This window comes from Rhodococcus sp. SMB37 (assembly GCF_004345605.1).
Classification (GTDB): Bacteria; Actinomycetota; Actinomycetes; order Mycobacteriales; family Mycobacteriaceae; genus Rhodococcus.
The window spans coordinates 680,500-692,593 of record NZ_SLVY01000001.1 but is presented as its reverse complement, the minus strand read 5'-3'; the positions used below and the strand labels follow the sequence as shown (position 1 = coordinate 692,593).

The following is a 12,094-nucleotide window of genomic DNA, read 5'->3' as shown; positions in this document are numbered from 1 at the left end:
CCCATTCCGAACCCGGAAGCTAAGCCTGTCTGCGCCGATGGTACTGCACTCGACAGGGTGTGGGAGAGTAGGACGCCGCCGAACACCCGTTTGCGTTTGGGGCCCACACTTTTGTGTGGGCCCCAAACGCGTTTCTATCGCTTTGTGTTTGCGGAGCCAACCAATCAGGTTACGAGATGGTAACAACGCGGTTCTGGTTTCCGGTTTGACCCTTTCACTCGGTAACGTCCGCTGGGCAGATCCGTTGGGTCGTGCTGCAATGCGGTGCGGATCCTCCCGGGTCGTTCCTAGTGACGACGAAAGGGATTGGACGATGAGGATGCGATTTGGCAAGAGCTCGACCGTGAGGCTTGCTGCAGGAATTGCCGGACTCGGATTGGTCGGCGCATCGGTTGCCGGATGCACCAGCACCAACCCCGGAGGGGGTGCCGAGGGCGGGACGTCCCTCGAGAGCCTGAGAGAAGCAGGCACCGTCACGGTCGGGTTCGCCGGTGAGGCACCCTACAGCTTCATGGAGGACGGTGAACTGACCGGCGCAACGGTTGCCTTGCACCGCGAGATCTTCAAGAATCTCGGCATCGACAATGTGGAGGGCGTCGCCACCGACTTCGGTGCGCTCATCCCAGGGCTGCAGGCCGGCCGGTTCGATGTTGTCAGCGCAGGCATGTCGATCCTGCCCCAGCGTTGCGAGCAAGCGTTGTTCAGCGAGCCCGAGTTCAATTACACGACCGCGTTGATGGTGCCTGAGGGCAACCCTCAGAACCTGTCGGACATCCAGTCGATCAAGGACAGCGGCGCGAGTATGGCGACCATGACCGGTGCGATCGAGTCGGACTACGCCGAGGCGTCGGGTATCGATGCAACTCAGGTCGCATCGGCTCAGGACGGCATGGATGCAGTGATCAACGGACGTTCGGATGTGTTCGCATTGACCGGTATCTCGCTCAACTGGATGAAGCAGAACAACGAGTCGGCTCCGGTCGACGTCACCGAGTCGTTCGTCGCCGAGATCAACGGTGTTCCTCAGGTCGGTGCCGGCGGCACTGTGTTCCGTCAGGGCGACGAGGAGCTCCGGGACGCATACAACGAGGAACTCGCGAAGATCACGTCCGACCCGGACAAGTACCTGTCGATCGTGGGTGAATTCGGGTTCACCGAGAACGAGCTGCCCGATCCTGAGCTGACCACAGAGATCCTCTGCGAGGGCGTGTCCTGAGAGCGGGTTCTCCAGAATGGATTTCGGTTCGAATATCGAGGCGCTGACAAGCGCGTTTCCTCGAATACTCGACGGAATCCTGGTCACTCTCTACCTCACGGTCGGTAGCGCGTTCTTCGCATTTCTGCTGGCCGTCAGTCTCGGACTGGCGGCCGGCGCGAAGAACTTGATCCTGAGGGGGAGTTCCAGGGTTGTCATCGAGTTCTTCAGGGGCACTTCGCTCCTGGTGCAGTTGTTCTGGTTCTTCTATGTCATGCCGCTGTTCGGGTATCGGCTCGAGCCGATCGTGTGTGGCATCCTCGCGCTGTCGTTGAACTACGGTGCCTACGGCGCGGAGGTTGTACGTGGCGCCATAGCTTCGGTTCCGCGTCCCCAATGGGAGGCTGCGACCGCGTTGAATTTCAGCTACTGGCAGCGTCTCAGGCGGGTGATCTTTCCTCAGGCGTGGGCCGAGATGATCCCGCCGTTGACGAACCTGCTGATCCAGTTGCTCAAGGGCACCGCGCTTGCAAGCTATATCCTCCTGCACGACTTGACATTCGAGATCGAGCAGTTGCGCCGTACCACCGGCGACACCCTCTTCGCCTTCGGCGTCGGGCTCGTTCTGTACTTCATCGTGGGATATGTGTTGACGCTGTTGATGAATGCACTCGAGGTGCGGGCCAAGAGCAGGCTGGGCACGGGGCCGTCGATGCGTGAGATCTTCGGTCTTGCGCCGGTGATCGATAAGCCGGAGGAGGTGAAGACGTGACCGTCGACTGGAGTTGGCAACGCGCTTGGGAGGCGCTCCCGGTGTTGCTCGACGGGTTCAAGATCACGCTGCTCGCCACCGTCCTCGGTTTCGTCCTCGCCGCAGCGCTGGGCCTGGTCGTGGCGATCGCGCGACGCACGTTGCCGCGACCGTTCGCCATGGTGCTCGGCGGTGTCGTGGAGTTCATCCGCCTGACACCGCTGGTTGTGCAGTTGCTCTTCGTGTATTACATGCTTCCCCAGTTCTCTGCGTTGCAGATCGGTATCGCTGTCCTGGGCATCCACTACTCGACGTACATGGCCGAGGTGTACCGAGCAGGAATCGAAGCGGTACCTGTGGGTCAGTGGGAAGCGGCCCGGGCGCTGTCGTTGCCGAGCACTCGCACGTGGCGGGCGGTGATCCTCCCGCAGGCCGTGCGACGGGTGGTCCCGGCGCTCGGAAATTACGCAGTCTCGATGTTCAAGGACACTCCGTTCCTCTTCACCATCACGGTGGTCGAGATGGTTACCGCAGCTCAGCAGTTCGGTGCCAGGAACTTCCAGTATCTCGAGCCGCTGACCTTGGCCGGGCTGATCTTCCTGATCGCGAGCTACCCGACCTCATTGCTGATCCGCCGATTGGAGCGTCGTCTTGCCTACTGACCTGACCAAAGACATCGGGGGAACCGAGGATCCCTCGGGCGATCCGATGATCCGCTTCGAGTCCGTGGTGAAGCAGTTCGGCGACAACGTCGTGCTCGATCACCTCGACTTCGAGGTCGCAGCCGGCGACCGTGTCACCCTGATCGGCCCGAGTGGCTCGGGCAAGACCACGATCCTGCGGCTGCTCATGACGTTGGAGAAGATCGACGGCGGCGTCGTGTGGGTCAAGGGGGAGCCTTTGAGTCACGAGCGCAAAGGTTCGAAGCTCGTTCCCGCGTCGGAGAAGCATCTGCGTAAGGTGCGGCAGAGCATCGGCATGGTGTTTCAGCACTTCAACCTGTTTCCGAACATGAACGTCATGGAAAACCTCACCGAGGCTCCCATTCACGTCTTGGGTCGGAAGAAGTCCGATGCGGAAACGCGTGCACGGGAACTGCTCGCGATGGTAGGCCTGTCGGACAAGGAAAAGGCGCATCCCACTCAGCTGTCGGGTGGCCAGCAACAGCGCGTGGCCATCGCTCGCGCACTCGCGATGGACCCGGACATTCTGCTGCTGGACGAGGTGACGTCGGCGCTCGACCCGGAACTGGTCGCCGACGTGCTCGACGTTCTGCGCCAGATCGCGGAGACCACCGACATCACGATGCTGATCGTCACGCACGAGATGAACTTCGCCCGGGACGTCTCCAACCGCGTCATGATGTTCGACAAGGGACGGATCATCGAACAGGGACCGCCCGACGTCATCTTCACGAACCCGAAAGAGGAACGTACCCGTAAGTTCCTCGACGCAGTCCTCGCAGGGGAGTGAGGGAGCGAGGTCACTCGGCCGGTACTGCCAGCCGAGTGACCTCCGACCTTCCGCGCAAGGTGATTTCGTCGCGCATGCTCCATGCGGATGCTTCGTCGCTCGTCGCGGCATCGAGGGCACGGCCCGATGCAACCACGTAGCCGGGTACGGTCTTCGCGACATCGGAGAGGCGCGCGGCCTCGTTCACCGGATCTCCGATGACGGTGTACTCGAAACGTTCTGCGGCGCCGATATTTCCTGCCACCGCGCGGCCCGCGGCGACCCCGATTCCGGCGCGACACTCGGGGACCTCGACCGCGAGCCGCTGTGCCATCGTGCGTGCGGTCCGCAAGGCACGACCGGCCGCGTCGTCGACCCGGACCGGAGCACCGAAGATCGCCAGCGCCGCGTCGCCCTCGAACTTGTTGACCGACCCGCCGGCGTGGTGGACCTCGTCGACCACCACCGCGAAGAAACGGTTGAGCAAAGCGACGACCTCGACGGGAGGTCTCTCGGTCGCGAGGGTCGTAGACCCGACGATGTCGATGAACAGCACCGCGACATCGCGTTCCTCGCCCCCGAGAATGCCGGCGCTGTCGAGAGCTTCGGCTGCGACATCGCGGCCGACATGCCTGCCGAATACCTCTCTGATGCGCTCGCGTTCCCGCAGTCCTTCGGCCATGCGGTTGAACCCCGCCTGGAGTTCGCCGAGTTCGGTCCCGTCGTACACCACGACCTTGGTGTCCAGGTCGCCCTTCTCGATCTGTGACATGCCGTACTGCACCGATTCGATCGTGGCGATACTCGAGCGCACGCTGAGAAACAGCAGCAACGAACCGACGAGCAGAGTGATACTCCCGAGCGCGAGGATGGTCACCGCGAACCGGACCGGGGTGACCGGCCGGATGAAGCTGAACACCGCGATCAGCATCAGGCCGATCACGGGGATGCTGCTGCCGAGTGCCCACGCGAGCATCACGCGCCCGGTGGTTCCGGCGAAGCGATGACGGCGTGGCGCGCCTGCTTCGAGCGCTCGTGCCGCGATCGGGCGAAGTGCGAATTCGGTGAAGAGGTAGACGAATCCGCACACGGTGAGACCCGCGAGCAGGATCGTGATCGATACCTTGGGAATGGTGTCGGGATCGATGATACCGAGACACGTCGTGAACAGGACGAGCCCGATGATCCAGAGGAGGCCCTGCTGCATGGTCATGCGCAGGGGCAGGTTCAGGGCCGTCCGCTGCTCTCGAGGAGTGGGGCGGCGACCGTCGAGAGCCCAGCCCAAACGATCCACGCCGTAGCGGGTGCCGAGGATGGTGCCGACCACGATTGCCACGACCACGTACGCCGGTGCCAGGACAGCGATCACGATGAGGAACTCGGAGGTCAGCAATGACGGCCCTGGAATCACCACATTGATGAGGGTCGCCGCGATCAATGCTCCGATGATGTGGGTGCCGGCAAGTGAGAGTGTCAGCAACGACTGAACCCGAATTCGGAGTCGCCGGACCGGTTCCTCCGGTTGTCCCAGAATCGCGGAACCGAGCGGCGCGGTGCGACTGTTGCGTGCTGACATGGTCGTTCGAGAGTAGACGAGGTCATCCTTTAGGGTGGGCTGTGTGCGCCTAGTGATTGCTCGTTGCCGTGTCGACTACATCGGACGTCTGACCGCACACCTTCCCACCGCACGCCGATTGTTGTTGGTGAAAGCGGATGGGTCGGTGAGCGTGCATGCCGACGATCGTGCCTACAAACCCCTCAACTGGATGAGCCCGCCGTGCTGGCTGTCGGAAGAGACACCCGAGGAGGATGTAGAGGCGCTCTGGGTGGTCACGAACAAGGCCGGGGAGCAGTTGCGCATCACCATCGAGGAGATCGAGCACGACTCGAGCCATGAACTCGGAATCGACCCTGGCCTGATCAAAGACGGTGTCGAAGCGCACCTGCAGGAACTGCTCGCTGAACACGTGGAGACATTGGGTGCGGGATACAGCCTGGTTCGCCGCGAGTTTCCCACCGCCATCGGACCTGTCGACCTGCTGTGCCGCGACGCCGACGGCGCCACGGTTGCGGTCGAGATCAAGCGGCGCGGTGAGATCGATGGCGTTGAACAACTCACGCGCTATCTCGAGCTGCTCAATCGAGACCCGCTGCTCGCGCCTGTGACCGGAGTGTTCGCCGCCCAGCAGATCAAGCCGCAGGCCAAGACACTCGCGACCGACCGCGGTATCCGGTGCCTCGTACTCGATTACGAGGCGTTGCGCGGAACCGAGAGCACCGAATTCCGGCTGTTCTGAGCCATGCCACGCCGGAATCGCCCCCAGGCGTCGCATAAGCGCGCGAAGGCGGAGGCCGGGCGGTCGGGACCCGGGTCCTCGCCGTTCGGTTGGGCGACCACGCGGACCGAGTCGGGACCGACCGGCGCAGAATCCGAGCAGTTCACAGTGCGCACGGTGCCGGGGTCCCGAGCGACGAAACCGTATCGGTGCCCCGGATGCGACCACGAGATCGCTCCGGGGACGCCGCACATCGTGGCGTGGCCGACCGATCTCCCCGGCGGTGCCGACGATCGTCGACACTGGCACAACGGGTGCTGGTCGGCCCGCGCGAGGCGGGGACCGACCCGACGGTGGTCCTGACCGGCGGGGGTGCGACTACCGTCGAACCCGGCTGGCCACCGCTGGTGAACGACCGCTGCCGGGACGCGGAGCCTCGCCCCGGGGCGAGGCCGGGGACCGGGTCTGCTTCGGGGTCGGCGCGGCAGCACCGCGGCTGCTCTCGTTCGCGTCGGCATCGTCGGAGTCGTTGCGCTTGCTCGTGGACTCGCCGGCGCCCGCACGGGAGCTCTCGGATTCTGTTCCCGAGTTCGTGATGCCGGGGCCGCCGCCGTTATTGTGTCCGCCTCGGGTGCTGTCGGCCTCGGTCTTCTCTTCGGACCTGTCGGACGAGTCGCCCTCGGAGCCCGACGGGGGTGTCGCGTCGTCCGAGAGACCGCGTCCCAGGAGGTCGGTTTCCTCGGTTGCCGCGGCGAGCATCTCGGGTACGCCGTCGAGCTGTTCACGTACGGCGTCGAGCTGACCGAGGATGCGTCCGCGCAGGACGAGAAGCTCCTCGGTGAGTCCCTTGGCGCTCGCGATCTTGCGCTCGGAGGCCTCGGTGGCCACCGAGAGGCGTCGAGCTGCTTCGGAAGTGGCCTGTTCGAGGCGACGTTCTGCTTCACCCTTGCTCGAGCGTTCGAGTTCGTCGAGGGAACCGAGCAGCTTCGACCGGCGCTCGGACATCGTGATCTCGAAGTCCTGCTGAACCTGCTCGCGCTTGCTCTCGGCCTCGGCGGCACGACGGTCGGCCTCGGCGCGCGCGGCAGCGATGATCCGGTCTGCTTCGGCGCGCGCGGCGGCCATCGTACGGGCGTGCTCTTCCTCGCAGGCGAGGCGCCGGTTCTCGAGGTCCTCGAGGCGCTTCTCCAAATCGCCGCGGAGGCGGATGCCTTCCTGTTCGGCGAGGGAGATCATCTCGGCGGCATCGCTCTCGGCCCGGGCTCGCAGTTCCGACGCCTCGTCGGACGCCAGCCGAAGCATCCGGGAGATGCGGTCGCTCATGCCTTCCGCAGTGGTCGGGGGCACCGAGAGCCGATCGACATCCTTGCGTAGATCGTCGATCTCATTACGGGCGTTCTCCAGCTGGCGCGCGAGGTCGCGGGCCTGTGCCGATGCCGCGTCTCGGTCGGTTGCCGTCACGCGGAGCTCGGCTTCGAATCGGGCGAAGTAGTTGGTCACCTCGTCGCGGTCGAAGCCCTTCCGCACGATGGAGAACGGCAGGTGACTGGGGGCGCGATCACGATCGAAGACCATGAAGACAATCTACTCGCTCGAATACGGAATCACTTGGGCAGCTCCAGTACCACAGGCACTGGAGCTGTTCTCGCAGCCTGCGTCAGTGTGCGGGGTCTGCGGCGGGCTCGACGAGTTCGACCAGAACGCCACCCGCATCCTTCGGATGGAGGAAGTTGATGCGCGAGTCGGCGGTGCCGCGGCGCGGTGCGTCGTACAGAAGTCGGACGCCTCGTTCGCGCAGGTGGGTGGAGATCGCGTCGAGGTCGGTGACCCGGTAGGCGAGTTGCTGCAGGCCGGGACCGCTGCGGTCGATGAACTTCGCGATCGTCGAGTTCTCGTTCAGCGGGGCGAGCAACTGGATCTGGGTGGCACCGTCGGGGCTGCCGGGAACGGAGAGCATGGCCTCCCGGACGCCCTGCTCCTCGTTGATCTCCTCGTGCGTGGACACGAGCCCGACATTCTCGGCGTACCACGTGAGGGCGGCGTCGAGATCGGGCACGGCGATGCCGACGTGGTCGATCGCCGTGACGAGCCCGGAGGACAGAGCGGCCGCGACAGGCGACAATGTGGGAGAGGTCTCGGTCATGCCTCTGACGGTAGCGGTACCGTTGGTCAAGCTCATATCGGGTCCCCAGGTATTCCACCGAGTGAGCGTCCGCGTTGTCTATTCGAAGGACATTTCCGTGAGCACTTCTGTCATCGTCGCCGGCGCCCGTACACCCATGGGCCGCCTGCAGGGTTCGTTGAAGGACTTCTCCGGATCCGATCTCGGCGGGGTCGCCATCAAGGGCGCCTTGGACAAGGCCGGGGTCGCGCCGGAGAAGATCGAGTACGTGATCATGGGCCAGGTGCTCACCGCCGGCGCAGGCCAGATCCCCGCACGTCAGGCTGCTGTCGCTGCCGGTATCCCGATGGATGTCCCCGCCCTGACCATCAACAAGGTGTGTCTGTCGGGCATCAACGCAATCGCGATGGCCGACCAGCTGATCCGTGCAGGGGAGTTCGACATCATCGTGGCCGGTGGCCAGGAGTCGATGAGCCAGGCCCCGCACATGCTCGAGAAGAGCCGCGCCGGATTCAAGTACGGCGATGTCACCCTGCGCGACCACATGGCCTACGACGGCCTGCACGACATCTTCACCGACCAGGGGATGGGCAACCTCACGGAGTCTGCCAACAAGGATGCCGATTTCGTCTCCCGGGAAGAGCAGGATGCCTTCTCGGCCGCCTCGCACCAGAGGGCCGCGCGCGCCTGGAAGGACGGCCTGTTCGACGACGAGGTCGTGCCCGTCTCGATTCCGCAGCGCAAGGGCGATCCGATCGTGTTCGCCGCCGACGAGGGCATCCGCGCCGACACCACCGTCGAATCGCTCGCCAAGCTCCGGCCGGCGTTTTCGAAGGACGGCACCGTCACTGCCGGTTCGGCGTCGCAGATCTCCGACGGTGCCGCCGCGGTGGTCGTGATGAGCAAGGCCAAGGCCGAAGAGCTCGGCCTGAGCTGGATCGCGGAGATCGGCGCATCCGGTGTCGTCGCGGGCCCTGATTCGACCTTGCAGCAGCAGCCGGCCCGCGCGATCGCCAAGGCCTGTGAGCGCGAGGGCATCGATCCGAAGGATCTCGACCTCATCGAGATCAACGAGGCCTTCGCCGCGGTCGGTATCGCGTCGGCGCGTGAGCTCGGTATCGATGCGGACAAGGTCAACGTCAACGGCGGCGCGATCGCGCTCGGCCACCCGCTGGGTATGTCCGGTGCTCGGATTGCACTGCATCTCGCGCTCGAGCTGAAGCGTCGTGGTGGCGGCGTCGGCGCGGCTGCATTGTGCGGTGGTGGCGGGCAGGGCGACGCCCTGATCGTGCGTGTGCCGAAGGGATAGTCGACGACCGGGCACCCACCGGGCCTGATCGACGAACTCGGAAACATCACGGCCCTCGACGTCCAACGTCGAGGGCCGTGATGTCTCTCACTGCACTACGAGTCGTCGTAGATTAGTGGGCACAATGGCCCTATGACGACGATCTTCGACCTGTCCACTCCCGCGAAGAGGTTCCGCCTCGTGGCCATCTGGGAAGCCGTGACCTGGCTGGCCCTCCTGATCGCGATGTTCTTCAAATGGGTTCTCGGGTACGAGGAAGCGATCCGAATCCCCGGCATGGTGCACGGAATCGCTGGGTTCATGCTGTTCATCGTCGTTACCTTCGTGACCGCGTGGGCACTGAAGTGGGACATCAAGACCACGTTCCTTGCGCTCGTATCGAGTGTCCCGCCCTTCGGAACCATCGTCTTCGAGCGCTGGGCAGTCAAGACGGGCCGCCTCGCGGAACTCTCCGAGCCCGGCAGCCGCGAGAACGCACCCGCTGCTGCCTGACCGTCCGCAGCTTCCGCGGCCGTGGCATGCCAAACTGGAGGACGTGACTCGACCCGGTTCCCGTCCTGTACGTTCCGCCGCCGCGGCCGCGGCGCTGTCCGGCGCGGTGGATCTCGCGCCCCTCAAGGAGCGGGCTGCCACGCCGCCTCCTCCGCCTCCGTCCGGTGACGGCACACAAGGCGCATTCGCGCCGATCGTGGACGTCACCGAGGCCACCTTCGAAACCGAAGTGCTCCAGCGGTCCACCCAGGTCCCCGTCATCGTGGACCTGTGGGCCACCTGGTGCGAACCCTGTAAACAGCTCTCGCCTCTTCTGGAGAAGCTCGCCACCGAGGCGGCCGGCGCATGGGTGCTCGCCAAGGTGGACGTCGATGCCAATCCCCGGATCGCCCAGGCCTTCGGAGTGCAGTCGGTGCCGACCGTCGTCGCGATCGCCGCGGGACAGCCGCTTGCCGACTTCCAGGGCGTCCAACCCGAACCGGCTCTGAGGCAGTGGCTCGACGCGATCGCTCAGGCTGTCGAAGGCAAACTGTCGGGCCCTCCCTCTGCCGAAGGCGAGCCGGCCGAGCAGCCGGCGAATCCACGATTCACCACCGCCGAGCAGGCTCTCGAACAGGGCGATTTCGAGGGCGCGGAAGCCGCCTACAATCTGATCCTCAACTCCGAGCCGAACAATGCCGACGCCAAGGCTGCGCTGCGACAGGTGAAGTTCCTGGCACGGGCACAGGACGTTCCCGCAGATGCGGTCGCGCGTGCGGACGCTGCCCCCGCCGATCTCGAAGCGCAACTCGCTGCGGCCGACGCCGAGCTGTTCGCGCAGAATCCCGAAGCCGCTTTCGAACGGATCATCGCCTTCGTCAAGCGCAGCGCCGGCGACGACCGTACCGCGGCACGCACTCGGCTGCTGGAACTGTTCGAGCTGTTCGACACGGCGGAGCCGTTCGTGATCGCCGCGCGTCGCAAGCTTGCGGCCGCACTCTACTGACGCGTCCCTCCCGAAGAGGGCCCACCGGTCGTTGCCTCAGCGGTAACGGCCGGTGCACGCACCTTCGCCGCCCAGCACCCCGGTCCGAAATGCATCTACCCGCGCGAATCCGCTCGGCACGGTGTTGCCGTTGACATCGCTCGCAGCGAGCCCGTCGCGGAGCAACCCCGACACGGCTTCGTCGAGATCGCCGGGGGAGAGCCATACCATCTCAGTGCCGGGGTCGAGCTCCGCGGCGACGGTGCTCGACGGACTCAGAGCTGCACTGATCACACCCGACAGGCATGCGGCGCGCAATGCGGTGCGGGCATCTGTGAGGACCTGGCCCGCGTCCTGCTGCACCGCAAGTGCGTAGCGGGACGCGACGAGGATGTAGGCGTTGTAGTCACCGCGCACATCGGCGCTGAAACCGTCGCGCCGAGAACGGTCGGGGGTGCCGACAGCAGCGAGTTCCTCGAGATCGACGCCCACCGTGTTCGACGACGGGCAATACGACACCGGCGCGGTCGTCTTCGCGTCGGAGCAGCCGAGGTCGGCGCCGGACAGATCCAGTTCCGGCGGCGACTCGAGGTCGAACACGTGGTTGAACGACTCGAAGATCGTCTCCACGGAATCCGCGGTGACAGGAAGCTCGCCGTCATCGCTGCTGTCGAAATACTGTGGCAGATCCGCGCGCCGCGATTCGATCTCCGCGGCGTCGATACGCGGACAGGTCGCGGCACCGTCCGTGAACCCGATCTGCACCGCCGTCACGCGTTCGAACGCGGAGCCGTGGATGGAATCCGGATCGTTCGGGTCGCTGTCGCGGAACAACACCATCGACGCCAGCACATTGTTGAGGCCGTCCGCAGTGTTGAGTTCGAAGTGTTCGGAGTTGCCCTCGGCGACGTGCCGCATGAAGGCACCGGCGAAGCAGTCGGCCTGCTGCTCGAACACGATGCCGGGATCGTCGTCGGCGACGATCCCGGTCGAGTACTGGATGGCGTGCCCGTATTCGTGGGCAAGCACGGTGACCGCAGACATGGGCCCGAAATCCTCGACGAGTTGGGGCATGAGATAGGTACGGTCCCAACCGATGACGTCCCCACCACTGCAGTAGGCGGCGTTGATGAAGTCGTAGGTGGATGCGCCGCAGAAGCGGGGGCCGCGGCGCTCGGAGGGATCCCACGAGATTATCGTGCCGACCGGTTCGAAGTCGCCTCGCGCGATCGAGCTGTACTCCTGCCTCCAGTACTCCTCGATGTCGGCAATCGCGTTTCCCGCAAGGATGTCGATGTCGCCGCCGTCGGTGTTCTCGATCGTCACGTCGGCATCGGGGACACCGCTGCGCGGCCCCGTCGGACCCGACACCACAGGTAGACCTGCGACGGTGAACGGGTTGTCGTAGATCGACACCGCCGTCCCGGAGATCTCCTGCGTACAACCGGCCACCAACACAGCCGCGAGAACAGGGAGAAGCGGGGCGAACCATCGGTGTCGTGTCACGTCGATCCACTCTCCACTCGTCGCTGT

The 12,094-nt window shown here is 64.8% G+C and carries 13 protein-coding genes and 1 rRNA gene; 10 read left to right on the top strand and 4 right to left on the bottom strand.

Annotated elements, in window-relative coordinates; all coding sequences use genetic code 11:
- The 5 genes from rrf to ehuA form a co-directional block, all read left to right on the top strand.
- A 5S ribosomal RNA gene (gene rrf, locus EV641_RS03315) occupies positions 1 to 84 on the top strand; the annotation flags it as partial.
- 229 nt (positions 85 to 313) lie between these two features.
- Positions 314 to 1,216 (top strand): ectoine/hydroxyectoine ABC transporter substrate-binding protein EhuB, encoded by a 903-nt coding sequence (ehuB, locus tag EV641_RS03310; protein ID WP_132470742.1) that lies wholly within the window; start codon positions 314 to 316, stop codon positions 1,214 to 1,216.
- Between the two features lie 16 nt (positions 1,217 to 1,232).
- Entirely contained in the window at positions 1,233 to 1,967 is a 735-nt protein-coding gene (ehuC, locus tag EV641_RS03305; protein ID WP_054719495.1) for an ectoine/hydroxyectoine ABC transporter permease subunit EhuC, read from the top strand.
- Positions 1,964 to 2,608, top strand: coding sequence for an ectoine/hydroxyectoine ABC transporter permease subunit EhuD (gene ehuD / locus EV641_RS03300; RefSeq protein WP_132470741.1), 645 nt, complete (start codon positions 1,964 to 1,966; stop codon positions 2,606 to 2,608). Before ehuC ends, ehuD begins: the two co-directional genes overlap by 4 nt.
- A gap of 46 nt (positions 2,609 to 2,654) precedes the next feature.
- On the top strand, positions 2,655 to 3,419 hold the full coding sequence (ehuA, locus tag EV641_RS03295; RefSeq protein ID WP_132470797.1) for an ectoine/hydroxyectoine ABC transporter ATP-binding protein EhuA: 765 nt from the start codon (positions 2,655 to 2,657) through the stop codon (positions 3,417 to 3,419).
- Between the two features lie 10 nt (positions 3,420 to 3,429).
- On the opposite strand, the gene EV641_RS03290 is transcribed toward ehuA, so the two are convergent.
- Positions 3,430 to 4,974 (bottom strand): adenylate/guanylate cyclase domain-containing protein, encoded by a 1,545-nt coding sequence (locus EV641_RS03290; protein WP_132470740.1) that lies wholly within the window; start codon positions 4,972 to 4,974, stop codon positions 3,430 to 3,432.
- Between the two features lie 43 nt (positions 4,975 to 5,017).
- Between EV641_RS03290 and nucS the strand changes: the two genes are divergently transcribed.
- Both nucS and EV641_RS29635 read left to right on the top strand, forming a co-directional pair.
- Positions 5,018 to 5,695 (top strand): endonuclease NucS, encoded by a 678-nt coding sequence (nucS, locus tag EV641_RS03285; RefSeq protein WP_132470739.1) that lies wholly within the window; start codon positions 5,018 to 5,020, stop codon positions 5,693 to 5,695.
- A gap of 3 nt (positions 5,696 to 5,698) precedes the next feature.
- A complete protein-coding gene (locus EV641_RS29635) occupies positions 5,699 to 6,037 on the top strand; it encodes an ATP/GTP-binding protein (RefSeq protein WP_132470738.1) in 339 nt (112 codons plus the stop codon).
- Positions 6,038 to 6,052: 15 nt separating this feature from the next.
- Here EV641_RS29635 and EV641_RS03275 read toward each other — a convergent pair whose 3' ends face one another.
- Both EV641_RS03275 and mce read right to left on the bottom strand, forming a co-directional pair.
- Entirely contained in the window at positions 6,053 to 7,249 is a 1,197-nt protein-coding gene (locus EV641_RS03275) for a hypothetical protein (protein ID WP_132470737.1), read from the bottom strand.
- An 82-nt stretch (positions 7,250 to 7,331) separates the two neighbouring features.
- Entirely contained in the window at positions 7,332 to 7,817 is a 486-nt protein-coding gene (gene mce, locus EV641_RS03270; protein ID WP_054719970.1) for a methylmalonyl-CoA epimerase, read from the bottom strand.
- A 97-nt stretch (positions 7,818 to 7,914) separates the two neighbouring features.
- On the opposite strand from mce, the gene EV641_RS03265 reads away from it, so the two are divergent.
- The 3 genes from EV641_RS03265 (at position 7,915) to EV641_RS03255 (ending at position 10,582) form a co-directional block, all read left to right on the top strand.
- Entirely contained in the window at positions 7,915 to 9,105 is a 1,191-nt protein-coding gene (locus EV641_RS03265; RefSeq protein ID WP_132470736.1) for an acetyl-CoA C-acetyltransferase, read from the top strand.
- 132 nt (positions 9,106 to 9,237) lie between these two features.
- Positions 9,238 to 9,597 (top strand): DUF3817 domain-containing protein, encoded by a 360-nt coding sequence (locus tag EV641_RS03260; protein WP_054719967.1) that lies wholly within the window; start codon positions 9,238 to 9,240, stop codon positions 9,595 to 9,597.
- A 94-nt stretch (positions 9,598 to 9,691) separates the two neighbouring features.
- Positions 9,692 to 10,582 (top strand): tetratricopeptide repeat protein, encoded by an 891-nt coding sequence (locus EV641_RS03255; protein ID WP_132470796.1) that lies wholly within the window; start codon positions 9,692 to 9,694, stop codon positions 10,580 to 10,582.
- Positions 10,583 to 10,618: 36 nt separating this feature from the next.
- Here EV641_RS03255 and EV641_RS03250 read toward each other — a convergent pair whose 3' ends face one another.
- Entirely contained in the window at positions 10,619 to 12,067 is a 1,449-nt protein-coding gene (locus tag EV641_RS03250; RefSeq protein ID WP_132470735.1) for a metallopeptidase, read from the bottom strand.
- Positions 12,068 to 12,094 lie beyond the last annotated feature (27 nt).